The 23022-nt window shown below is 71.5% G+C and carries 24 protein-coding genes and 2 pseudogenes; 11 read left to right on the top strand and 15 right to left on the bottom strand.

The features are described 5' to 3' along the window. Window positions 1-3 precede the first annotated feature (3 nt). The 3 genes from ABZ826_RS11780 to ABZ826_RS11770 are packed head-to-tail and all read right to left on the bottom strand — an operon-like array spanning window position 4 to window position 1986. Complete coding sequence (locus ABZ826_RS11780) at window positions 4-489, bottom strand: arsenate reductase ArsC (protein WP_361445952.1); 486 nt, start codon at window positions 487-489, stop codon at window positions 4-6. Continuing rightward, entirely contained in the window at window positions 482-1588 is a 1107-nt protein-coding gene (gene arsB, locus ABZ826_RS11775) for an ACR3 family arsenite efflux transporter (RefSeq protein ID WP_361445949.1), read from the bottom strand. Before arsB ends, ABZ826_RS11780 begins: the two co-directional genes overlap by 8 nt. Continuing rightward, the gene (locus ABZ826_RS11770) at window positions 1585-1986 is read right to left on the bottom strand and encodes a metalloregulator ArsR/SmtB family transcription factor (protein ID WP_361445946.1); all 402 of its coding nucleotides are present in this window, start codon (window positions 1984-1986) and stop codon (window positions 1585-1587) included. The genes arsB and ABZ826_RS11770 overlap by 4 nt, the downstream gene beginning before the upstream one ends. A 79-nt stretch (window positions 1987-2065) precedes the next feature. Here ABZ826_RS11770 and ABZ826_RS11765 point away from each other — a divergent pair. Beyond that, window positions 2066-2275, top strand: a pseudogene (locus ABZ826_RS11765) (VOC family protein); the annotation flags it as partial. Window positions 2276-2406: 131 nt separating this feature from the next. After that, window positions 2407-3021 carry a flavin reductase family protein gene (locus ABZ826_RS11760; RefSeq protein WP_361446042.1) on the top strand — a complete coding sequence of 205 codons (615 nt, stop codon included), beginning with the start codon at window positions 2407-2409 and terminating at the stop codon, window positions 3019-3021. A gap of 229 nt (window positions 3022-3250) precedes the next feature. Here ABZ826_RS11760 and ABZ826_RS11755 read toward each other — a convergent pair whose 3' ends face one another. Then, complete coding sequence (locus ABZ826_RS11755; protein WP_361445943.1) at window positions 3251-3700, bottom strand: DUF3592 domain-containing protein; 450 nt, start codon at window positions 3698-3700, stop codon at window positions 3251-3253. 433 nt (window positions 3701-4133) lie between these two features. Further along, window positions 4134-5349, bottom strand: a pseudogene (locus ABZ826_RS11750) (MFS transporter); the annotation flags it as partial. Between the two features lie 264 nt (window positions 5350-5613). Here ABZ826_RS11750 and ABZ826_RS11745 point away from each other — a divergent pair. Next, window positions 5614-5949 carry a hypothetical protein gene (locus ABZ826_RS11745; protein WP_361445940.1) on the top strand — a complete coding sequence of 112 codons (336 nt, stop codon included), beginning with the start codon at window positions 5614-5616 and terminating at the stop codon, window positions 5947-5949. On the opposite strand, the gene ABZ826_RS11740 is transcribed toward ABZ826_RS11745, so the two are convergent. Next, the gene (locus ABZ826_RS11740; RefSeq protein ID WP_361445937.1) at window positions 5897-6316 is read right to left on the bottom strand and encodes a DUF2809 domain-containing protein; all 420 of its coding nucleotides are present in this window, start codon (window positions 6314-6316) and stop codon (window positions 5897-5899) included. The two genes, ABZ826_RS11745 and ABZ826_RS11740, sit on opposite strands and share 53 nt — an antisense overlap. Before the next feature lie 32 nt (window positions 6317-6348). After that, window positions 6349-7581 carry an MFS transporter gene (locus ABZ826_RS11735; RefSeq protein ID WP_361446040.1) on the bottom strand — a complete coding sequence of 411 codons (1233 nt, stop codon included), beginning with the start codon at window positions 7579-7581 and terminating at the stop codon, window positions 6349-6351. 223 nt (window positions 7582-7804) lie between these two features. Here ABZ826_RS11735 and ABZ826_RS11730 point away from each other — a divergent pair, with 223 nt between their 5' ends. The 3 genes from ABZ826_RS11730 (at window position 7805) to ABZ826_RS11720 (ending at window position 9543) form a co-directional block, all read left to right on the top strand. After that, window positions 7805-8788: a helix-turn-helix domain-containing protein gene (locus ABZ826_RS11730; protein ID WP_361445934.1), complete on the top strand. Its 984-nt coding sequence runs from the start codon at window positions 7805-7807 to the stop codon at window positions 8786-8788. A gap of 274 nt (window positions 8789-9062) precedes the next feature. After that, complete coding sequence (locus ABZ826_RS11725) at window positions 9063-9314, top strand: DUF6400 family protein (protein WP_361445931.1); 252 nt, start codon at window positions 9063-9065, stop codon at window positions 9312-9314. Then, the gene (locus ABZ826_RS11720; RefSeq protein WP_351072496.1) at window positions 9298-9543 is read left to right on the top strand and encodes a hypothetical protein; all 246 of its coding nucleotides are present in this window, start codon (window positions 9298-9300) and stop codon (window positions 9541-9543) included. Before ABZ826_RS11725 ends, ABZ826_RS11720 begins: the two co-directional genes overlap by 17 nt. Window positions 9544-9623: 80 nt before the next feature. Here ABZ826_RS11720 and ABZ826_RS11715 read toward each other — a convergent pair whose 3' ends face one another. Then, complete coding sequence (locus ABZ826_RS11715; protein ID WP_361445928.1) at window positions 9624-10673, bottom strand: Zn-dependent alcohol dehydrogenase; 1050 nt, start codon at window positions 10671-10673, stop codon at window positions 9624-9626. 43 nt (window positions 10674-10716) lie between these two features. Then, window positions 10717-11631 (bottom strand): SDR family oxidoreductase, encoded by a 915-nt coding sequence (locus ABZ826_RS11710; protein WP_361445925.1) that lies wholly within the window; start codon window positions 11629-11631, stop codon window positions 10717-10719. An 84-nt stretch (window positions 11632-11715) separates the two neighbouring features. On the opposite strand from ABZ826_RS11710, the gene ABZ826_RS11705 reads away from it, so the two are divergent. Continuing rightward, the gene (locus tag ABZ826_RS11705; RefSeq protein ID WP_361445922.1) at window positions 11716-12642 is read left to right on the top strand and encodes a cyclase family protein; all 927 of its coding nucleotides are present in this window, start codon (window positions 11716-11718) and stop codon (window positions 12640-12642) included. A gap of 50 nt (window positions 12643-12692) precedes the next feature. Here the strand turns inward: ABZ826_RS11705 and ABZ826_RS11700 are convergent, their stop codons facing one another. The 4 genes from ABZ826_RS11700 to ABZ826_RS11685 all read right to left on the bottom strand — a co-directional run bounded on the left by ABZ826_RS11700 (window position 12693) and on the right by ABZ826_RS11685 (window position 17088). Continuing rightward, window positions 12693-13247, bottom strand: coding sequence for an ATP-binding protein (locus tag ABZ826_RS11700; protein WP_361445919.1), 555 nt, complete (start codon window positions 13245-13247; stop codon window positions 12693-12695). Window positions 13248-13764: 517 nt separating this feature from the next. Next, the gene (locus ABZ826_RS11695) at window positions 13765-14718 is read right to left on the bottom strand and encodes an acyl-CoA dehydrogenase family protein (RefSeq protein ID WP_361445916.1); all 954 of its coding nucleotides are present in this window, start codon (window positions 14716-14718) and stop codon (window positions 13765-13767) included. A gap of 8 nt (window positions 14719-14726) precedes the next feature. Next, the gene (locus ABZ826_RS11690) at window positions 14727-15881 is read right to left on the bottom strand and encodes an acyl-CoA dehydrogenase (RefSeq protein ID WP_361445913.1); all 1155 of its coding nucleotides are present in this window, start codon (window positions 15879-15881) and stop codon (window positions 14727-14729) included. Between the two features lie 7 nt (window positions 15882-15888). Beyond that, window positions 15889-17088, bottom strand: a complete 1200-nt coding sequence (locus ABZ826_RS11685) for an amidohydrolase family protein (RefSeq protein ID WP_361445910.1) — start codon at window positions 17086-17088, stop codon at window positions 15889-15891. A gap of 191 nt (window positions 17089-17279) precedes the next feature. On the opposite strand from ABZ826_RS11685, the gene ABZ826_RS11680 reads away from it, so the two are divergent. Continuing rightward, on the top strand, window positions 17280-18824 hold the full coding sequence (locus ABZ826_RS11680; RefSeq protein ID WP_361445907.1) for an AMP-binding protein: 1545 nt from the start codon (window positions 17280-17282) through the stop codon (window positions 18822-18824). 202 nt (window positions 18825-19026) lie between these two features. Next, complete coding sequence (locus ABZ826_RS11675; protein WP_361445904.1) at window positions 19027-19554, top strand: GNAT family protein; 528 nt, start codon at window positions 19027-19029, stop codon at window positions 19552-19554. A 239-nt stretch (window positions 19555-19793) separates the two neighbouring features. Here the strand turns inward: ABZ826_RS11675 and ABZ826_RS11670 are convergent, their stop codons facing one another. Both ABZ826_RS11670 and ABZ826_RS11665 read right to left on the bottom strand, forming a co-directional pair. After that, entirely contained in the window at window positions 19794-20315 is a 522-nt protein-coding gene (locus tag ABZ826_RS11670; RefSeq protein ID WP_361445901.1) for an EF-hand domain-containing protein, read from the bottom strand. Window positions 20316-20419: 104 nt separating this feature from the next. Beyond that, window positions 20420-20794, bottom strand: coding sequence for an STAS domain-containing protein (locus ABZ826_RS11665; RefSeq protein ID WP_361445898.1), 375 nt, complete (start codon window positions 20792-20794; stop codon window positions 20420-20422). Between the two features lie 279 nt (window positions 20795-21073). Between ABZ826_RS11665 and ABZ826_RS11660 the strand changes: the two genes are divergently transcribed. Both ABZ826_RS11660 and ABZ826_RS11655 read left to right on the top strand, forming a co-directional pair. Further along, window positions 21074-21655 (top strand): sigma-70 family RNA polymerase sigma factor, encoded by a 582-nt coding sequence (locus tag ABZ826_RS11660; RefSeq protein WP_361445895.1) that lies wholly within the window; start codon window positions 21074-21076, stop codon window positions 21653-21655. After that, a complete protein-coding gene (locus ABZ826_RS11655; RefSeq protein WP_361445892.1) occupies window positions 21652-23019 on the top strand; it encodes a zf-HC2 domain-containing protein in 1368 nt (455 codons plus the stop codon). Before ABZ826_RS11660 ends, ABZ826_RS11655 begins: the two co-directional genes overlap by 4 nt. The last annotated feature ends 3 nt before the right edge of the window (window positions 23020-23022 follow it).

The raw sequence follows: 23022 nt of genomic DNA, 5'->3' as shown, positions 1-23022 counted from the left end.
CTCTCACCGCCTGAGCGTGCACCAGTCCGGTGAGTCCAGATCGCCGTATCCCCGGTTGAGTTCCGGCCGGGTCCGGCGTGCCGCGTGGGGCTGGAGTTCGGCGAGCAGGCTGCGGATGCGCTGTTCGATCTCGTCGCGGATCGGGCGGACGGCCTCGACGCCTTGGCCGGCCGGGTCGTCGAGCGTCCAGTCGAGGTACTTCTTGCCGGGAAAGACGGGGCAGGTGTCACCGCAGCCCATGGTGATCACCACGTCGGACGCCTGCACGGCTTCCACGGTCAGCGCCTTCGGCCTCTCGGCAGACATGTCGATGCCGACCTCCGCCATTGCCTGTACTGCGGCCGGGTTCACGGCGCCGGCCGGTGCGGACCCGGCGGAGCGGACCTCCACGCGGTCGCCTCCGAGGTGGGTGAGGAACGCGGCGGCCATCTGCGAGCGGCCTGCGTTGTGGACACATACGAACAGCACGGACGGCTTGGACTCAGACACGGGCGGAATCTTTCGGGGCGGCGGACGGACCGGCCGCCGGGGCGGCCCGGGTGAAGAATCGGCGGGTGGCCAGGGTGACGTGGACCAGGCCGATCAGGACGGGGACTTCGATGAGGGGGCCGACGACTCCCGCGAGGGCCTGGCCGGAGGTGGCGCCGAAGGTGGCGATGGCGACCGCGATGGCGAGTTCGAAGTTGTTGCCTGCGGCGGTGAATGCCAGCGTCGTCGCCTTCGGGTAGTCGAGTCCCACCGCGCGGCCGACGGCCATGGACCCGGCCCACATCAAGGCGAAGTACACGAGCAACGGCAGCGCGATACGGACGACGTCGAGGGGCCTGGAGGTGATGGCGTCGCCCTGAAGGGCGAAGAGCACGATGACGGTGAACAGCAGCCCGTACAGGGCGAACGGGCCGATCCGGGGAATCAGCTCCGTCTCGTACCAGGCGCGGCCCTTTGCCCTTTCTCCCAGCCGACGGGTGAGGAAGCCGGCCAGCAGCGGAATGCCGAGGAAGATGAGCACGGAGCGGGCGATCTCCCACACGGAGACGTCGAGGGCGGTCTGCTCCAGGCCGAGCCGGCCGGGCAGGGCGGAGAGGTAGAACCAGCCGAGCAGGCTGAACGCGAGCACCTGGAAGACGGAGTTGAGGGCGACGAGGACGGCAGCGGCCTCACGGTCGCCGCAGGCCAGGTCGTTCCAGATGATGACCATGGCGATGCACCGGGCGAGACCGACGATGATCAGGCCGGTGCGGTACTCGGGCAGGTCAGGCAGGAAGATCCAGGCGAGCGCGAACATCAGTGCCGGACCGACGACCCAGTTCAGCACCAGGGACGGGACGAGCAGCCGCCGGTCGCGGGTGACGGTCTCCAGCCGGTCGTAGCGGACCTTCGCGAGGACCGGGTACATCATCACGAGGAGGCCGAGCGCGATCGGCAGCGAGACACCGGTGACGGTGACCTTCGCGAGCGTCTCACCGAGACCGGGGACCAGGCGGCCCAGCCCGAGGCCGGCGGCCATCGCAGCCAGAATCCACACGGCCAGGAACCGGTCCAGGAACGACAACCGCCCGGCGACGGGCCTTGCGCTCCCGGTGCTCACGAGGCGGCCCCAGTAGGAACCGTCCCGGGGAACTGCTGCCCGGTGGGGCGGGTGAGGACGGCGGCAAGGCGGTCGGTCGTCTCGGGCAGCAACCGGTAGTACACCCACGTCCCGCGCCGCTCGGAGTCGATGAGCCCGGCCTGCTTCAGCAGCTTGAGGTGGTGGGAGATCGTCGGCTGGGACAGGTCGAAGGCGGGTGTGAGGTCGCAGACGCAGACCTCCCCGCCCGCGCGGGAGGCAATCATCGACAGCAGCCGCAGCCGCACGGGGTCGCCCAAGGCCTTGAACACCTTCGCCAGCGTCTCGGCCCGGTCCTCGTCCAGCGGCGCGGTCAGCAGGGTGGGGCAGCATCCGTCGGCGCCGTCCTGGCCGAGCACCACAAGCTCTTGTTTCGACATGCCTCTATGTTGACGTTTTTCGATTCAAGGCGCAATGTTGCATCGACAGGTGTCAATGCATCTGATCGGGGAGACCGCCATGTCCCGCATCCAGCTCGCGCTCAACGTCGCCGACCTCGAAGCGTCGGTCACCTTCTACTCCAAGCTGTTCGGTGTGGAGCCCACCAAGCGCCGCCCCGGCTACGCGAACTTCGCCATCGCCACGCCGCCGCTCAAGCTCGTGCTGATCGAGGGCGAGCCGGGACGGGCCACCCGCCTGGACCACCTCGGCGTCGAGGTCGCCAGCAGCCCTGGACGACGGTCACTGCTGCGCCTCGCGCGGGGCCGCCGGCGATCCTCCCTCCGAACCGGACAACCTCCCCACTCTTCCTATCTGACGCTTCGTCAGTTTCAATGGGAAGCGTGATGGGACACGCAGGCATGGCCGCCACCGCCGTCCGGTACCTCAGGTCCGTCGGCGCCTCCACCACCGCAGGGCCGGCGCCGGTCGATCCGCTGCCGCGCCCGGACCTTCGGGCTGTCGCCGACGACGAGCGGCTGCCGGTCGATCCGGCCGAATTCCGCCGCGTACTGGGTCACTTCGCGAGCGGGGTCACCATCGTTACCGCTCACGACCCGGATGACACGGCGGGTCCGGCCGGCTTCGCCTGCCAGTCGTTCGCGTCGCTCTCGCTCGACCCGCCGCTGGTCACCTTCATGGTCGCCCGTACGTCGACGACCTGGCCGCGCATCGCCCGCGCCGGGGCCTTCTGCGTCAACATCCTGGGCGCGGACCAGGGCGCACTGTGCCGGAGCTTCGCGGTCAGCGGGGCCGACAAGTTCGCGAGCGTGGCGTACGAGCCGGCGCCCGCGACCGGGTCCCCGCTGCTGGACTCCGTACCGGCCTGGATCGACTGCCGCATCCAGGCCGTCCACACCGGGGGCGACCATCTGATCGTGGTCGGCCGGGTGGAGGCGCTGGGGGCGACGGACGGGGACGGGCCGCTGCTGTTCCACCGGGGGGCGTTCGGGCGCTTCGGACCGCTCGGCGGGTGAGCGCGCACCCGGGCCCCGGTCGGTCCCGCGGGTGGACATTCCCTACCGCCCCTGCCCTGCCGGCCCGGCGAGTGACGGCTCGGCCGACCGCGCCGTGCGGCAGATCCCGCAGCTTCGGCGCCGTCGGAAGCGGCCTGGCGGGCAACGCGACAGGTACGGTCCGGCGCGGGGCGAGGCCGCCCGGCCCGGCACCCGACGCAAGGACGCGGACGTCCCCGGGTCGGCAGCCTCATCCCACGGCCGACCGTCTCCGCACCGCCCGCCGAATGTCGCGGAGACCTTCCCGGCCGAGCCTGAGTACCAGGAGCGGCATGAGGATCACGAGCGCGAGCCCGGCCAAGGCCAGGATGCCGTACATCACCCTGTTGCTCGTCACGGAGTGGGTGCTCGCCGTCTCGGGACGCCCCGGCTCGTAGTGGACGCGGATCGTGTCGCCGACGTCCGCATCGCCGCCTTCCCAGAGCTGGTAGGACGTCCCGGCGGCCGTGGTGAAACGAACCTCGATCCTCTTGAAACGGCTTCCCTGGGGCCCGATCACCTTGTCCTTCGCCACGACGACCCCGTCGACCGACCGTCCATGCGCGGCGACCGCGGAGCCGCCCTTCAGCCCGTCAAGTCCGCTACGGACGAACCCGTACCCAACGAGGACGAGGAACGCCACCACGGTCGTCAGGGCCACCCCGCCCGCGACCTTCCCGGCGACGCGCGCCCACGCACCGAACCGGCGCAGCCGGCGCCGCGCGCTCACCGTCTCCCACCTGCCCCATGAGCCACGGCCCCTCCTGCCAGATCTCGCGCCGGGCGGCCTCCGCCGCGTGTTTCTCCGAGGTGTCCTCCCCGTCGTACAGAGCTCTATCCGGGAAATCTTGTGCTCCCTGCGACCGCTGTCCCACGTGACGTTGTCCCTCGACTGCGAATCGGAGAGCGTCAGGTGAGGCGGCGGCAAGGTCCCGTAGGACGGGAGACTCGACCTTCGCCTTCTTGACCGGGGCCTTCCTGCCGGTCGCCGAGAACCTCTCCGCCTGAGACCGGCCGACACTCCGGGCGCCCGTCGGCGTCCGTTCCTGTCCGGCACCGTCAGCCGAGTCCCGCGGCGATGCCCGAGGCTCCCGGACCCGCCGGATCACCAGCGCCATCAGCACCGCCTTCGCACACAGCGCCCCCGAGGCGTACCAGACCACGTCGTACGAGCCGAACACGTCGCGCGCCACACCCCCCAGGAACGCCACCAGTGCCGCGCCCACCTGGTGGGAGGCGAGGACCCAGCCGAAGACGATGGCGCTGTCCTCGCCGTACTGCTCGCGGCACAGGGCCAGCGTCGGCGGGACGGTGGCGACCCAGTCCAGGCCGTAGAAGACAATGAAGAACACCATCGGCGGATGCACCGTCGGCGCCATCAGCATCGGCAGGAAGAGCAGCGAGACGCCGCGCAGCGCGTAGTAGACGGCGAGGAGCCGACGGGCGTCGAATCGGTCGGTGAGCCAGCCGGAGAAGGCCGTGCCGATGATGTCGAAGACCCCGATGACCGCGAGCAGCGAGGCCGCGGCCGTGACGGGCATGCCGTGGTCGTGGGCCGACGGCACGAAGTGGGTCCGGATCAGGCCGTTGGTCGAGGCGCCGCAGATCGCGAACGTGCCCGCGAGCAGCCAGAACGGGCCGGTGCGGGCGGCGTCGGCCAGTACGCGTACGGTCCCGCCTCGCCGCACCGCGTGCGGGTGCGGGCCTGGCCACGTAGGTGCCGCCGTACGGGGCGAGGCCCACATCGGCCGGGTGGTCGCGCAGCAGGAGCCAGACGAACGGGACGACGACCAGCGCGGCGAGCGCCACGGTCACCGAGGCCGGGCGCCAGCCGTGCTCCGTGACGATCCAGGCGCACAGGGGCAGGAAGACCAGTTGCCCGGAGGCGCCCGCCGCGGTGAGGATGCCGGTGACCAGACCGCGCCGGGCGACGAACCAGCGGTTGGTGACCGTGGCCGAGAAGGCCAGCGCCATGGAGCCGGTGCCGAGGCCGACGAGCAGGCCCCAATAGATCATCAGCTGCCAGGAAGCCGTCATCCAGACACTGGCCAGCGCCCCGGCCGCCACCGCGCCGAGCGCGACGACGACGACCCTGCGGATGCCGAACCGGTCCATCAGCGCGGCGGCGAACGGCGCGGTGAGCCCGTACAGCGCCATGTCGATGGAGACCGCGAGTCCGATCTCGCCGCGCGACCAGCCGAATTCCGTATGGAGCGGGTCGATGAGGAGGCCGGGCAGGGAGTTGAACGCGCCGCCGGTGATCGTCACGAAGGTGACGACGGCGACGAGCCAGGCGCGGTGAACGCGCAGGCGGGAGGGCCGGCGAGAGAGGGTGCGGGCTGCCTTGCGGTCGTCGTCCCGGGCGGCGGCGCTATCGGTTTGTCTGGGTCACGTCACTCAGCATCCGGTCCACGTTCTGCTGCGGACGAGTGGCCGGAGGGACACCATTCGAAGGGATCGGGCCAACGGCGATCGACGTCTCCCGGCCCGCCAGGGCTCGCCTGCGCGTACGATCACCTGTCGTTCGGCGGCCCGCGCGCCGCGCCTTCGCCGCTTACCGAACCGGGGGATCTCATGCAGTGGGCAGCACGCCAGCATTTCCACCACCGCTCCGCGCTGATGCAGGCCTGGGGAGCCGTGCTGCTGATCGTCGCCTGCGTCCTGTGGATCTGGCTGGGCTTCCTGCTGGCGGAACAGTGGGATGCGTACTGCTACCGCGTCTCGCAGTGCGAGGCGGTCACCGAGGTGCCGAAGCAGCTCACCATCCTGGGGATCTCCGCCCTCCTGTCCGTCCTCGGCACGGCACTGCTCGTCGCGGGCAGTGTGCGCAGGCAGACCAGCGCCCATGTCTTCGAGGTCATCGAGATGCAGAAGTCCGAGGAGCGCGAGCGGGCGAAGCAGCAGAAGTGACCGGGGCCACCACCGCCCAGGCGAACGCCGCCCCCACCGCGTACCAGAACAGATCGGGGGCGTTGAAGGTCGAGCCCAGCACCAACCGCGCAACCGCGCTGTGCCGGGAGAGTTCCGCGGGCAGCCCGGTCAGCTGCAGCAGCTCGACCGACCAGCTGAACAGGAGCGCCGCCCCGGCCTTGACGACCGGCCGGGCGCGGGGCGCGGCCACGGCGACCAGGAAGCAGATCAGCACGGTGTAGAACGCGTCCCCGGCGTACTTGGCGACGTCGCCGTCCGCGAACGCCCTGACGCCGAGCCCGGCGACGACGGTCAGCACCGCCGCCCCGGCCGCGACCGCGCGTGCCCGTGGAGCCGTCCGTGCCACCCGGGGCACCGTCCCCTCCACCCCGTCCCCGCTCACCCGATCCGCTCCAGCCGCCGGATCGGCCGGGCCACCAGCAGTACCGCCACCACCGCCATGTTGATCACCGCTCCGGCCAGCAGCACCTCCGGAGCGCCCACCCGGTCCGCGACCGGCCCCGCCAGCGCCCGGCCCGCCGCCAGCATCAGCAGGGAGCCCGCCACGTCGTACGCGTGCAGCCGGTTCAGCGCCTCGGGCGGCACATGGGTCTGGACCGTCGTCGACCACATCACCAGCCAGAACGCGAACGCCGCACCGGCCACGAGCTGTCCCGCCCCGAGCGCGGCCACCGGCATCCCGAGGCCCAGCACCACCAGGTTCACGCAGACCGCGGTCAGCGCGACGGCTCCGGCCGCGAGCGGGCGGCGCGGTCGCAGCCGCAAGGCGAGCAGCCCGCCGACGACGCTGCCCGCGCCGTTCACCGCCATCATCACGCCGTATGTCCCCGAGCCGTGCGCCTCGGTGACCTGGACGGCGGTCAGCGGAAGCATCGGGCCGAGCACCGCGAAGCCGTACACCGTCCAGATCGCGATCACCCCCCACAGCCAGCTCCGGGCCCGGAACTCCCGCCATCCGTCGGCCAGTTCGGCGACGAATGTACCCCGGTGCACCTCGTCCGCCGAGGCCGGGGCGAGCCGCAGCAGGAAGAGGCAGAGACCGGAGACCAGGAACGTCGACGCGTTCGCCGCGTAGACCGCGCCGGCACTGGCGAACCCGACGAGCACGCCCGCGAAGGCCGGTCCCGCCATGGCCATGAGCGCCTCGGAGACCCGGAGCACCGCGTTGGCGCGCTGCACGTCCGGGGCGACCCGGGGCACGGTCGAGGCGACGCCCGGCTGGAAGAGCGCGGCGCCCACACCGGCCACCGCGCTGAGCGCGTACACCGCCCACAACGGCGGGTTGCCGACGACGAAGGAGACCGCCAGCACGGCGGCCCCGACCAGTCGCAGCGCGTCGGCGATGATCATCATCCGGCGGGGGGTGAACCGGTCCGCCAGTACGCCGCCGAAGAGCACGAAGAGCGCCAGCGGCCCCATCCAGGCCGCCAGCGCGAACCCCACCGACGAGTGCGGCCTGCCGGCCCCCAGCAGGCCCGCGGTGAGCGCCACCGGGATCATGCCGTCACCGAAGAGCGCGGCGGTACGGGCAACGAAGAAGAGCCGGAAATTACGGTTCCAGAGCTCGGCGGGCCGGATGTCGCCCAGGCCCGCGCCACGGCCCTTGCTCAGGCCCGCACCAAGGCCCTTGCTCAGGCCCGCACCAAGGCCCTTGCTCAGGCCCGCGCCAAGGCTGTCGCCCAGCGGCTCCCCACCCGAAGAACGGGGCGAAAGGGGCGACGGGCTCTCGCTGCGCACGGCGGGAATGCGCGGGTGCTCTGCTGACTTTTCCTTCACGGCAGTGACATGTATCAGTTGAAGGTCTATACCAGCTAGGGGTGAAGGGAGTCCGCCAATGCCGCACCGAATCGCCGTCCTGGCCCTCGACGGGCTGCTTCCCTTCGAACTGGGCATCCCACAAAGGATTTTCGGCCGATCGCTCGGTTTCGAACCGCACAACAAGGGCCGCAAACTCTATGAAGTCGTGACCTGTTCCATCCGCCCGCCGGGCCCGGTCCGCACCAACGCGGACTTCACGATCACCGTCGAACGCGGCCCGGAGACGCTGGCCACCGCCGACACGGTCGTGGTCCCCGCCAGTTATGAACTCGGCCCCGTCTACACGGAGGGCAGGCTCACCGACGAGCTGGCCGCCGCGTTCGCACACATCAGGCCGGGCACCCGGATGGTCTCCATCTGCACGGGCAGCTATGTGCTGGCCGCCGCCGGATATCTCGACGGACGGCCCGCCACCACCCACTGGTCGTCGGCCGACCACTTCCAGCAGCTCTTCCCCGAGGTCCGCGTCGACCCGGACGTCCTGTTCATCGACGACGGGGACGTACTGACCTCCGCCGGGGTCGCCGCCGGAATCGACCTCTGCCTGCACATCGTGCGCCGCGACCACGGCACCGCCGTCGCCAATGACGTCGCCCGCCGCACGGTCGTGCCCCCGCATCGGGACGGCGGGCAGGCCCAGTACATCCAGCGCCCCGTGCCCGAGGCGCAGTTCGCGACCACCACCTCGGCACGGGCGTGGGCGCTCGGCCGGCTGGAGCGCCCGATCCTGCTGCGCGACATGACGCAGCAGGAGTCGATGAGCGTGCGGACGTTCACCCGCCGGTTCCGGGAGGAGGTCGGGGTCAGTCCCGTGCAGTGGCTGACCCGGCAGCGGGTCGAGCGGGCCCGGCAGCTGCTGGAGTCGACGGACCTGTCGATCGACCAGGTGGCCAGGGACGCGGGCTTCGGGACGCCCACGTCGCTGCGGCAGCATCTGCAGGCGGCGCTGGGGGCGTCCCCCACGGTGTACCGGCGCACATTTCGCGCGGGGAAGGCCTGACCGGGCGCGCCGACCGTCCCCCTCCGCACAGCTCGGACCGCCCGCCCCACGCCCTGGACGACCCCATGAAGTACGTCACAGTGCCGCCCGTGGGCCGCGTCCGCCGTCGGGGCCCCGTCGCCGGCAACGCCCCACCCCCGCCGACCGATCCGAGGGTTCCTCCCTCCAGGGACCGGGGGCCGCTCCGCCCCAGAGCGACTTAGGTCACCCTTCCCTGCCACTGCTTCCGCCTGATAGGCATGTGAAGCACCACCGGCACTTCGGAAGTTTCGCCATGAATAAGGGAAATCCAGACAGCCTCATACCCTTCACCATCGATCTGACGTTCGAGGAAGCGCGGCGCCGGGCCGAGGTCGTGACCGCACTCGGGCCCGACTGGGACCCGATCGCCGCCCTCCAGGGCGAGGAAGAGGCGTACGCGCTCCTCTACTCGGGCCTGGACGCCGAACAGCAGCGCACCTACGACCTGCTGGTGGCGACCGGCGTCCTGCCGGGAAGGGGACCAGGTCGTGCGACTGCCCATTGATCCGCAGGCGGACGTGGCCCGACGCGCCTGGATGCCCTGCCCCGTCTGCGACGACGCCCGTCACTGCGAGAACTGCGCCGACCTCCGTACCTGCCGTGAGCACTGGCGCTACCTGATCTCCAACAACGGACCGGTCGTTCACCTCCAGTGTCCGCAGTGCACCCACATGTGGTCCGTGAACACGCGCCCCGACGTCACTCCGCGCGACAGCGGCGCCTTCGGCGACTGACCGACGACAACGCGGCCGGGCGCGGTGCCGGGAAACGCGAGCCCGGCGTGGTCCGAACGATGCCGGTTCGAAGACACGGCCTAGAACACCAGCACACCCCGCGCCACCCGGCCGTGGTGGGCGTCGTCCGCCGCCTTGGCGAAGTCCTCCACCGGGTAGGTCTCGGTGACGAGTTCGTCCAGCAGCAGCCTGCCCTCCCGGTACAGGTCCGCGTAGAGCGCGATGTCCCGCTGCGGGCGTGAGGAACCGTACCGGCAGCCCAGGATGGACTTGTCCAGGAACAACGACGAGACCAGGAACGACGCCTCGGCCGTCGCCGCGGGGACGCCCAGCAGGACCGCCTGACCGTGCCGGTCCAGCAGGTCGATCGCGGTACGGATCAGCTCCGTACGGCCCACACACTCGAAGACGTGGTCGGCGCCGCTCGGCAGGATCTCCCGCACGGCCTTCGCCGACGTCAGGAAGTGCGTCGCGCCGAACTGCCGCGCCATCGCCTCCTTCGCCGGGTTGGCGTCGACGGCGACGATCGTCAGGGCGCCCGCGATCCGGGCCCCCTGGATGACGTTGAGCCCGATGCCACCGGTGCCGATGACCACGACGGTGTCACCCCGGTCGACCTTCGCCCGGTTCAGTACGGCTCCGACTCCCGTCACCACCCCGCAGCCGATCAGCGCGGCCGAGGTGAGCGGCAGATCGGGGGGGATCTTCACCGCTTGCACGGCCTTGACCAGGGTCCGTTCGGCGAAGGCCGAGTTGGACGCGAACTGGTACAGCGGCTTTCCGCGCCGCGAGAAGGGCTGCCCCGGCATCCCGATCGCCTTGCGGCACATCGTCGGCCGGCCCCGGTCGCACTGCGCGCACGCCCCGCAGCTGGCCAGCGTGGACAGCGACACATGGTCGCCGGGCACCACATGGCCGACGCCCGCGCCGACCGCCGCCACCACGCCCGCGCCCTCGTGCCCGAGCACCACCGGCGACGGGAACGGGATCGTCCCGTCGATCACCGACAGGTCGCTGTGGCACAGCCCGGCCGCGGCCACCGCCACCAGCACCTCGCCGGGGCCCGGATCGTGTATCTCCAGATCGTCGACGACCTCGGTCCGCTTGCCGTCGAAGACGACGCCTCTCATCTCGGCTCCCTCGGTAGGCCGAGCACCCGCTCGGCGATGGTGTTCACGCGTTCGGTCGTGCCTTCGCCGCCGCCGCCGCGGCCATCTCCTCCAGCTGGGCCAGCATCGGCATCGGGTCCGTGCCCACCGTCCCCGGCAGGAAGTCGGCGATCCGCTCCGGGGTCCAGGCCCCGTCCGCGTACCCCGCCCGCAGCTCCCTCGGCTGGGCCCAGACCGCGATCTTCGGGCCGGCGATCGTGTAGACCTGGCCGGTGATCCTCTCCTTGCGGGCCCGTTCGCTGAGCAGGTAGACGACGAGCGCCGCCACGTCCTCCGGCTCGCCGATCTCCTTGAGTTCCATGGGCACATTGGCGGACATCCGGGTGCGGGCGACCGGGGCGACGGCGTTCGCCGTGACGCCGTACTTGTGCAGGCCGAGCGCCGCGCTCCGCACCAGCGAGATGATTCCGCCCTTCGCGGCGCTGTAGTTGGCCTGGGCGACGCTGCCCTGGTGGTTGCCGCTGGTGAAGCCGATCAGCGTGCCGCCGCCCTCCTGCTTGCGCATCACCGCCGACGCGGCCCTGAAGACGGTGAAGGTGCCCTTGAGGTGGGTGGCCACCACCGGATCCCACTCCTCCTCGGACATGTTGAACAGCATCCGTTCCCGCAGGATGCCGGCCACGCACACGACCCCGTCGATCCGCCCGTACCGTGCGAGGGCCGTGTCCACGATCCGCTGCCCGCCCGCCATCGTGGAGATGTCGTCGGCGACGGCCACCGCCTCGCCGCCCGCCGCCCCGATCTCCTTGACGACGGACTCGGCTATCTCGCTGCTCGGCTCGCCGCCCTCGATGGAGACGCCGTAGTCGTTGACGACGACTCTCGCCCCCTCGGCCGCCGCCGCGAGCGCGACCGCCCTCCCGATGCCGCGTCCGGCACCCGTCACGGCCACCACTTTGCCTGCCAAGAAGTTCCCCATGCCCGGCCCCTTCCCGCGGTTTCTGACGGACCGTTAGATTTTATGGGCCATCGGGTTCACGAACACAAGCCCCAGGAGGTACCCATGTCACTGCCTGCCGAGTTCCACGACATCGCCAAGCGGGTCAACAACTGGGGCCGTTGGGGCGCCGACGACGAGATCGGCACACTCAACCTGATCACCGACGCCGTCGTGCGGGAGGCCGCCGCCACCGTCCGCACGGGGCTGCGCGTCCCGCTCGCGCTTCCCCTCCAGCAGGACGGCGTCCAGAGCGGACTGATCCCCGGGCGGATCAATCCGCTGCACACCATGGTCCAGATCAACCAGGAGCTCTTCGGACCCGGCACCGTCGCCACCAGCGACGACACGGCGGTCCTGAGCCTGCAGACGGCCACCCACTGGGACGCCCTCACCCACGCCTCGCACTCGGGGAGGATCTACAACGGCCGCCCGGCCGACACGATCACCGCGCACGACGGCGCGCTGTTCAGCGGGATCGACAAGGCGCCGCACATCGTCTCGCGCGGGGTGCTGCTCGACGTGGCCCGCGCGCACGGCGTGGACCGGCTGCCCGGCGACCACGCCGTCACCCCCGAGGACCTGGACGCGGCCGAGGAACTGGCGGGAGTCCGGGTCCGGGCCGGCGACATCGTGCTCGTACGGACGGGGCAGGTGCGGGTGTACCTGGCGGGCGACAAGCAGGCGTACGGCTATCCGTCGCCCGGTCTCTCGATCCGGACGCCCGAGTGGTTCCGTGCGCGCGATGTGGCGGCGGTGGCCGATGACACCCTGACCTTCGAGATCTTCCCGCCCGAGATCGAGGACCTGTGGCTGGGCGTGCACGCGCTGGACCTGGTCGAAATGGGCATGCCGCAGGGCCAGAACTGGAACCTGGAAGGCTTGTCCACAGCCTGTGCGGAAGAGAAGCGGTACGGCTTCCTGCTCTCCGCGATGCCGGAGCCGTTCGTCGGTGCCACGGGCACCCCGGTCGCCCCGGTCGCCATCCTGTGAAGGGGTACGGGCCGGCGCCGGAACACGGCCCGGACCGACTGCTTTAACCTTTATGCACGATGCGTGACGGCGGGCGAGGGCTTGTAGGCCCCACGGTCCTCGTCATCCGCGCCCGGCGCGCCGTGGAGCCCTTGCACGCCATGGGACCCTTGGGTGCCGGGGACACCCGTGCCGCCCGGGTGCACCGGCACCGCCCGGACCGGCGGGACCTCCCGGTCGATCTCGCACCAGATGCGCTTCCCGGCGCCCTCCGGCTGCCAGCCCCAGCGGTCGGCGAGGCCGTCGACGAGCTCCAGGCCCCGGCCGCCGGTGTCCTCGCCCCGTGCGTGGCGCTGCTGCGGCGGGCGGCAGCTGGTGTCGGCCACCTCGACCCGTACGGTCCCGGCCGCGCCCGTCGAGCCGAACAGCATGCACAGCACGGCCGGACAGCCGGTGTGCACCACCGCGTTGGTGACCAGCTCCGAGATCAGCAGGATGAGCGTCTCGGCCAGCGGCTCGTCGTCCCTTATCCCGGATCCGACCAGTCTCGACCGCGCCCACCTGCGGGCCCGCCCGACCTCCGCGGGATCCGGCCCGACCTCCAGCTGAACCTGAAGCACCTGCACCGCTCACACCATCCAGACCGGCGGACACATCGCCTCGCGCCTCCTCAGGGTCACGGAACGTGATTCCCTTGCGAGACAGCATGGTTGACGTACAGTCACCGCAACAAGCGCTTCGGGCATATTCCAGCGCGAAGGAGTACGCGTGGTGCATACTGTGCGACGCACGTTGCGGGGAGTCGAACAGAGGCGCAGCGAGGCCGCGGGAGCCGTCTCCCGAGCAGGCCCGGCGCTTCTGCGTGGAATGCGACCAGGGCACCTCTTCCGGACCGGAGTCGCCGCACCGGCAACACCCGGATCACCCGGTTCCAGAACCTCTCGCATCCCACGGAGCGTACCCGAGCCCGGCGCCGACTCCACCCCGTGACGAATCACGCAAAGGACACAAGCCGACATCGACCCCGACCGACTGCACTGCGTAACTCCGCAGCGTGAGGCTCAGACACCGGCCTGTCACCTCCGCGCACCCGGCGTCAGCCCGTCGCCACGCCGCAGAAGCCTGCACGGAACCCGTCCGGCTTCAGCACAGGTCCGCCGCAAGCGCCTCCTCCGCCGCCGCCGCCGCGATCCACTGCCCGGACCGCAGCCACGCCCGCTTGAGGTGCAGATGAACGTCCGCCTCCCAGGTGAAGCCCATGCCGCCGTACACCTGGAGGCAGTCCCGCGCGTTGCGGACCGCCGCCTCGTCGGCGAGCAGTTTGGCGCCCGCGATCTCGGCCCGGTCCTCGGTCAGGGCCGCGGCGTAGACGGCGGCGCGGGCCAGTTCGGCGCGGACCAGCATCCCGGCGCACAGATGTTTGACCGCCTGGAAGGACCCGATCGGCGAACCGAACTGTTCACGTTCACCGGCGTGTTGGACGGCCATCTCGGTCGTGCGCGAGGCGCTGCCGAGTTGCTCGGCGGCGGCGAGCAGGGCGCCCTCCTCGCGCAGCCGCTCCCCGCCGGGCAGGGGCTCAGCCGGCCCGACCGGTCCGGTGACCCGCCACAGGGGCGTGAACGGGTCGAGCGACCGCACGGGCCGGGCGGACTCCCGTATCCGTGCGACGTCCCGCGCCGTCCCGCCGGTCAGCGCCCGCCCCTCCCCCGGCCCCAGGACCAGCAGTCCGTCCGCGTCCTCCAGGTGTCCCACCGGCTGCCCCGCGTCCAGCACGGCGACCACCGCCGCGCCCTCCGCCGCCCCCTTCACCGCGCCCGCGGCAAGGTGGGTGGCGATCAGTGGTCCCGGCAGCAGCGAGCGCCCCACCTCCTCGAAGAGAAGGACCGATTCGGGCAGCCCGAGCCCGACACCGCCCCGCGCCTCCGGCAGCCGCAGCGCGAAGAAGCCGGACTCGCCGAGCTCCCGCCACAGCGCCCGGTCGACGCCCGTGCCGCCGTCGAGAGCCGCCCGCATCCGGTCCCTGCCGAAACGCCCGGCCAGAATTTCCCGTATCCCCGCCCCGAGGGCCCGCTGGTCGTCCGAGAGCTGGAAGTCCATGAGTGGCGTCAGCGCCCCTTCGGCAGGCCGAGGATCCGCTCGGCGACGATGTTCCGCTGGATCTGCGAGGTGCCCGCGGCGATGGTGTACGAGAGCGAGGAGAGCCGGTCCAGGACCCACTCCCGGTCCAGGTCCCCGCTGTCCGCGCCGAGCACCTCGGCGGCCGCCTCGTACAGCTCCTGGCGGGCGTGCGAGTAGCGCAGTTTGAAGACCGAGCCGCCGGTGCCGGGGACGCCCCCGGTGCGCTGGGCCTCGCCGACGTTCCACTGGGTGAGCCGCCACAGCGCCCGGAATTCGGCGTTCAGCCTGCCCAGCCTGCGGCGCAGCACCGGGTCGTCCCAGCGCCCGTTCGTCCGCGCCTCGGCGGCCAGGGCGTCCAGCGTGCGACGGCAGGCGACGACCTCGCCCACGAACGCCGTACCGCGCTCGAAGGAAAGGGTGACCATGGTGACGCGCCAGCCGTCGTTCTCCGCGCCGACGCGGTGCGAGACCGGCACCCGCACCTCGTCGAGGAACATCTCGGCGAACTCGGTGGACCCGGCCAGGGTGCGCAACGGCCGGACGGTGACGCCGGGCGCGTCCATCTCCATCGCGAGCCAGCTGATGCCGCGGTGCTTGGGCGCCGCGGGGTCCGTCCGCACCAGCAGTTCGCACCAGTCGGCGACCTCCGCGTGCGAGGTCCAGATCTTGCTCCCGCTCACCACGTAGTGGTCGCCGTCGCGCACCGCCCGGGTCCGCAGCGAGGCGAGGTCCGAGCCCGCGTCGGGCTCGGAGAACCCCTGGCACCAGATCTCGTCGCCGCGCAGCACCGGCGGCAGCCAGCGCGCCCGCTGTCCGGCGGTGCCCTCGGCCGCGATCGTCGGCCCGGCGTGCAGCAGCCCGACGAAGTTGGCGCCGACGTACGGGGCGCCGGCCTTCTCCGTCTCCTCCAGGAAGATCAGGTGCTGGGTCGGGGTGGCGCCCCGCCCGCCCGCGTCGACGGGCCAGTGCAGGCCCGCGTAGCCCGCGTCGTACAGCATCCGCTGCCAGGCGGTGTCGTACGCGCGCCGCCCCGGCCAGTCGTCCGGGCCGGGCTTCGCGGGCAGGGTGGGCAGCACGGACGCCAGCCACTCGCGCAGCCGCGCCCGGAACTCCTCCTCGGCCTCCGTGTACGCGAGATCCATCGCGTGCCTACTTGTCCCGGTCCAGGTCCAGACCGAGCATCCGGATCGCGTTTCCGCGCATCAGTTTGTAGACGGTCTCGTCGTCCAGTCCCTTGACGTGGTCGAGGGCGACCTCCTTCGTGTGCGGGAAGGTCGAGTCGACGTGCGGGTAGTCGGTCTCGAAGGTGGCGTTGTCCCGTCCGACGACGTCGAGCGAGGCCACCCCGTGCTTGTCGCGGAAGAAGCAGCAGAACATCTGCCGGTAGTAGTACGTGGACGGCGGCTCGGGGATCAGGTCGCGCACCCCGCCCCAGGCCCGGTGCTCCTCCCAGACGTCGTCGGCGCGCTCCAGGGCGTACGGGATCCAGCCCATCTGGCCCTCGCTGTAGGCGAGCTTGAGCCGGGGGAACCGCACCAGGACGCCGCTGAACAGGAAGTCCATCATCGAGGCCATGGCGTTGTTGAAGGAGAGGCTGGCCTGGACGGCGGGCGGGGCGTCGGGGGAGGCCGCGGGCATCTGGGAGCTGGACCCGATGTGCATGTTGACGACCGTGCCGGTCTCCTGGCAGGCCGCGAAGAACGGATCCCAGTAACCGGTGTGGATCGACGGCAGGCCGAGGTACGTGGGGATCTCCGAGAAGGTCACCGCACGCACCCCGCGCGCCGCGTTCCGCCTGATCTCCGCCACCGCGAGGTCGATGTCCCAGAGCGGGATGATGCAGAGCGGGATGAGCCGGCCGCCGCTGTCGCCGCACCACTCCTCCACCATCCAGTCGTTGTAGGCGCGCACGCAGGCGAGGGCGACCTCCTTGTCCTGGGCCTCGGCGAACGTCTGGCCGCAGAAGCGCGGGAAGGTGGGGAAGCAGAGGCTCGCCTCGACGTGGTTGAGGTCCATGTCCTTGAGGCGCTCGGCCGGGTCCCAGCAGCCGGGCCGCATCTCGGCCCGGGTGATCCCCTCCAACGTCATGTCGTCGCGGTCGAAGCCGACGGCGGCGATGTTCCGCTTGTACGGGAACTTCAGGTCCTCGTAGATCCACCAGTCGGTGGGCGGCCCGTCCGGGTCCATCGTGATGACGTACTTGCCCCCGGTGTACGCCAGCTCGCCGATGCCCGCAGTGAGCGGCTGCGGGCCGCGCTCGCGGTATTGGGCGGGCAGCCAGGTCGAGAAGAGGTGCGGCGGCTCGATCACATGGTCGTCGACGCTGACGATCCGAGGCAGTTCCGTCATGGTGTCCCCTTCGGCGCACGCTTGAGGTCTTCCGGCCGTGGTTCCGACGGGCCGTGTCCGTACGGGTGTTTCTGATGGTCCGTCAGATCCACTTCGATCCTCAGGCTAGCTCCGCGCCTCTGGACCGACAAGGCGCAGCGCTCTACGCTCTGCGCACGATCTGACTGCCCGTCAGCTGTGAGGGGTTCGCCGTGAACGAGACCGCACACGCGCTGAGCGCATCGGGCACCTTCTGGGAGCTCGTCGAACGCCGGGCCGCCCTGACGCCGGACCGCCCGTTCCTGATCCAGGACGACCGCAGCCTCACCTTCGGTGAGCTGCGCGCCCGCGGCGAACGGGTCGCGGCCGGGCTGTGGGGCATGGGCGTCCGCCCCGGCGGGGTCGTCGCCTGGCAGCTGCCGACCCGTCTGGAGACGGTGCTGCTGTCCTTCGCACTGACCCGGATCGGGGCCGTGCAGTCGCCCGTCATCCCCTTCTACCGGGACCGCGAGGCGGGGTTCGCGGTGCGCGAGTCGAAGGCCGGCTTCTTCGCGGTGCCGGGCACCTGGCGCGGCTTCGACCACACGGCGATGGCGCACCGGCTGACGGCGGGGGCCGAGCACCCACCGCTGGTCTTCGAGGCGTACGCGTCGCTGCCGGACGGCGACCCGTCCGTGCTGCCTCCCCCGCCCTCCGACGGGACGGCGGTGCGCTGGATCTACTGGACCTCGGGCACCACCTCCGACCCGAAAGGGGTCCTGCACACCGACCGCAGCCTGATCGCGGGCGGATCCTGCCTGGCCCACGCGCTGCGCCTGTCGGCGGACGACATCGGCTCGGTGGCCTTCCCGTTCGCCCATGTCGGCGGGCCGGACTACGCGGTGATGCTGCTGCTGTACGGCTTCCCGGCGGTCCTCTTCGAACACTTCGCGATGCCGGACGCGCTGGAGGGCTACCGGCGCCACGGGGTGACGGTCGCGGGCGGGTCCACCGCGTTCTACTCGATGTTCCTGACCGAACAGCGCAGGACCCCGGACCGGAAGCTGATCCCCACCCTGCGGCTGCTGGCGGGCGGCGGTGCGCCGAAACCGCCGGAGCTCTACCACGCGGTGGTGCGGGAGATGGGCGTCCAGCTCACCCACGGGTACGGCATGACCGAGGTCCCCATGATCACGATGGGCGCCCCCGACGACACCGCGGAGCATCTCGCCGGTACGGAGGGGCGTCCGCCCAGGGGCATGGAGATACGCGTCACGGACGAGGACGGCAAGCCGCTGCCGCACGGCACGGAGGGCGAAGTACGGCTCCGCGGGGAGGTCGTCTGCGAGGGCTATCTGAGCCCGGAGGCGACGGCGGCGGCCTTCGACGCGGAGGGATTCCTGGTCACCGGTGATGTCGGCCGGGTCGAGCCGAGCGGGCATCTGGTGCTCACCGGGCGGCTCAAGGACATCATCATCCGCAAGGGCGAGAACATCTCCGCCAAGGAGATAGAGGACCTGCTGCACCGGCACCCGGACGTCGGGGACGTGGCGGTGATCGGGCTGCCGGACCCGGAGCGCGGCGAACGCGTCTGCGCGGTCGTGGAACAGCCCGCGGGCGCCGCGCCGCTGACCCTGCCGGGGATCACCGGCCATCTGCGGGCGGCGGGCCTCTCCGTGCACAAGCTGCCGGAACAGCTGGAGGTGGTGGCGGAGCTGCCGCGCAACGAGACGCTGCGGAAGGTGCTGAAGTACCGGCTGCGGGAGCGGTTCTCCTGACGGTATGCCCGGGGCGCGGCGCGGGCTGAGAGCCGCGCCAGGCCCCTTCTTGAGAAGGCCCGCCTGCGCCCGAGGTGCTGGCGCGGCCGCTCGCCCGGCTCGACACGAACACCCCCGGCCGATCTTGCCGCCCGGACAAGTGCCCGTGCCCATCTGCATAGGCTGGCCGTCTCATCCGACGCACCGCGACGAGGATCAGCCCATGCGCAGCAGCACCAGGATCCGCCTGATCGAGCCCACCGACGCCGCCCCGATCGCCGCGCATCGGGTGCGGGACTTCGAGGCTTTCCGGCCGTGGGAACCGGCCCAGCCGGCCGACTTCTTCACCCCGGAGGGCCAGGCGGAGCGGATCGACAGCCTGCTGGCCGGATACCGGGCCGGCGCGGTCTGGCCGGGCGTGGTGCTCGCCGACGACCAGGTGATCGGGCAGGTCACCGTCGGAGGCATCCTGCCGCAGCCGCACCTGCGCCGCGGCTCCGTCGGATACTGGATCGCCAGCGTCGCCCAGAATCAAGGGCACGCCGGGCACGCCGTCGGGCTTGCACTCCGGGTGATGACGGACGAACTCGGGTTGCACCGTGCCGAGGCGTCCACCGATCTGGAGAATCTGCCGTCGCAGCGGGTGCTGCGCCGCAACGGATTCAGCCCGTACGGCGTCGCGCACTCCTCGATCTTCCTCGACGGGAGCTGGCGGGACGGGCTGCTGTGGGAGCGGGTCCTCGGCGACTGACCAGGGGGACGTGGTTATCGGAGGTAGGTGCGCTGCCACTCGGCGATGGACATCGTCTGCGCAGCCTCGGCGAGCGCGAGAGCCGAGGGGGTCTTGAGCTTGGCCCTGGTGGAGTCCACCCACTCCTGCGCTGCCGGGTAACCCTGCTGAAGCTACTCCAGCCCCTGGATCATGCACCCACGGGAAGGGGCGGACGACCCAGGCCGCAGTCCCTGGCCCGAGGGCCAGGGAGCAGCACGTCACGCGTCCGGTTCGATCACGGTGAAGTAGGTGGCGAACGCCGCCACCACCCCGTCCTCGGTGATCCTGCCGTCCTGGTCCGCGTCCAGGCTCCGCGCCGCGAGATCCGCCGTCTCCGCGCTCGCGCCCAGCACCCGCAGGGCCCGCTCCACGCCGGGTACGGAGGCCGCGCCCGCACCGTCCGGGTCCGCCACGGCGAGCGCCGCGCGCAGGAAGGGGCGAGCGATCTCCGCGAAGCGCTCCGGGTTGTCGCGCAGCCGCTTCACGGCCCCGCCCACGAACTCCTCCCGGGTGACGCGCTGGTCCCCGTCGACGTCGGCGATGCCCGCCATGCCCTGCCAGAGGGCCTCGGCCCCGGTGTAGAGGGCCTGGCCCTTGTCACAGCGGGCCGTCGTACCGAATTCGGCGAGCAGACGGGCCGCGGCGGCACTGAAATCCGCGCGATCGATGTATCCGTTGCCGTCCTGGTCGAAGGCGGCGAAACGGAAGGCGATCTTGCGCTCATACTCTGCGCTGTCCATGCGGGGAGCGTACGACGCCGACCGGCGCCACGTGTCACTTACGCGCTCCGCCTCTGTGACAACCCGGTCTTCGACGCCGCGCCCCGCGCACCTCGCCCCACGTCTCAGGCCGGGAGCGGCTGGGCCTCGTCGTCGACGGCCGCGTACCGGTCGGGGTAGACCTCGAAGAGCCGGCGTACGCCGAGGGCGGCGAGCACCCGGTTGACGTGGGACCCCTCCTCCGCGCCGCGGGCCGGGAGGATCAGCCGCAGCCGGCCCCCGCAGGAACGCATCAGACGGCGGGAGGCGATCAGTACCCCGACGCCGCTGGAATCGCAGAACAGGACCTCGGACAGGTCGAGCACCACATCGTGGCGCCCCGCGGCGACCGCCTCGTGGACGGACTGGCGCACGGCGGGCGACGTGAGCAGATCCAGTTCGCCGCGTATGCGCAGCACGGTCCAGTCGTCCTGCACGGTCTCGGCCACTCTCAGTGTCACGCGACTGGGCCTCTCGTTCCGGGGGATTCCGACGATCCGGAAGTTTCCGTTCCTTCTCGCGGCTGCCCCCGCCGCGGACCCATGAAACACCGGGCCGCTCGACAGGACACAGCCGGGTTCGGGCAGAAATGATCGTTTCGGGCCCGCTTCCGCCGTCGCGGGATGCCGCATTCCTTATCATCCCGGGCCTTCTCGGGGGCGTACTTGCCGCAAAGGGCGTGCGTGGTCGGTGCCGCCGACTACATTCGGTGTGACGAGGGGAACAGGGCTGGGGGTCGCATGACGAAGAACGCACCACCCCGCTGGGACCGCAAGATGCAGCAGCGGCTGGCACGCGGTGAGGCGGCCGCTCTCGGCGAGCTCTACGACCGGTTCGCCTCCCTCGTGCACAGCCAGGCCCACCGGATGCTCGACGACGAGAGCGCCGCCGATCTCGTGACCCGCGAGGTCTTCGGTTACGTGCGGGAGAACCCGGACGCCTACGACCCGAAGCAGGGCTCGATGCGGTCCTGGGTGGCCCGGCTCACGCACCGCCAGTCGGTGCGCCGGCTCTGCGCGGAGGACGGCGCGCGAGGCGGTGAGGACGGGGCCGCGGCCCCCGCCGATCCGGAGGAGCGGGTGCGCCGGGCCACGGCCGCCGCCCGCGCCGACTACATCGTCGCGTCCATGCCCGCCCCGCTGCGGACCGCGCTGGAGCTCGCGTACGTTCAGCGCCGGGACTACCGGCAGACCGCGGCCGACCTCGGGGTCACCGAGGACGAGGCCCGCCGCAGGCTCCGGCTCGGACTGCAACTGCTCTCCACCGCGCACACCCGCCCGCTGGAGGGGTCGTCGCCACCCGGATACGGACGACAGCTGTGACCGGTGACGACGACGCGGACGGCCGTGCGGGCGAAGGGCGCGACGACGACGTGCGGGGCGCGCCGCGCATACCGGGACCGCGGGCCGCCGCGGACGACCTCGATCTCGACGCCCTGCCCCTGCCGCCGCCCGTGCCCCCGACCCCGCCCGGGGAATCTCGGCCGGCCCTGCAACCGACGACACCGGAACCGGAATCCGCCGTGGCACCACCGGACCCATCGGACCCGTCCGCCGCACCGGCTCCGGTGCTCTCCCATCGCGTCCTCAAGGCCCTCCTCGGCGCCTGGGCCCTGGCCGCCTGCTCGGCGGCGGAGACCGAGGCCGTCGAGGCGCATCTGACCGAGTGCGCGGCCTGTGCGGAGGAGGCCCTGCGGCTGCGCGACGCGGTCGGCCTGCTGCAGACCGACCGCACCCTGGATCTCGATCCGGCGTTGCGTTCCCGGGTGATCGAGACCTGTCTGAGCCGCCGCCCGGCCAGGATCCCGGTGCCGGACTGGGCCGCCCCGTACGACGCGGAGACCGCGCGGCTGGACGCGCTGCTGCGTGACATCGGCGGTTCGGAGTGGCACGCCCCGGTGCGGCTGAGGTGGTTCGAGGAGGAGCAGGAGGTCAGGCGCAAGACGACGGTCGCGGGCGTCATCGGCCATCTCATGGCCGTCGACGGGCTGGTCGGTTCCGCACTCGGTCTCGACGTACCGCTCGGCGAAGGCGTCATGGGCCGGGATGACGACTGGCCGCTCTCCCCCACCGCGCGCACGGAGAAGTACTGGTCCGCCGCCCGGCGGCCACCCACCCGCGCGATCCGCGAACCGTGGCGGGACCAGAGCCACACCCTCATCCGCACGGTGTCCTTCGCCGGTCGCGGCGTCGCCGAGCTCTCCGTCTCGTACGGGGACTTTGCCCTTCCGATGCACGACTCGCTGCTGGACCGGGCCTTCGAGTGCTGGGTGCACGGCGGTGACATCGCGCGGGCGGTGGACTATCCGTACGAAGCGCCGTCCGCCGCCCATCTCCACCGGATGGTCGACCTGGCGGCCCGGATCCTCCCGGCCGCCCTCGCCGAGCGTCGCAGATCCGGGCTCGCCGGGCCCGCCCGCCATCTGGTGCCGGCCGGTTCACCGGGCCGTTCGCTGCATCTGGAGATCGAGGGTTCGGGCGGTGGGGACTGGAACATCCCGCTGGATTCCCCGGCCGCGGTCGGCTCGCCCGCGCACACGGTGGCGCAGGTCGCGCTGGACGGCATCGAATTCTGTCAGCTCGTGGCCGGGCATGTGTCCCCGGTGGAGGCGGCGGCCGGCCAGGAGGGGGACCGTGAGGCAATCCGCGACGTGCTCTCCGCCGCGGCGTCCCTGAGCCGCCTCTAATAC

Source organism: Streptomyces sp. NPDC047515 (assembly GCF_040643055.1).
GTDB lineage: Bacteria > Actinomycetota > Actinomycetes > Streptomycetales > Streptomycetaceae > Streptomyces.
This window is presented reverse-complemented; position numbering and strand designations above follow the sequence as displayed.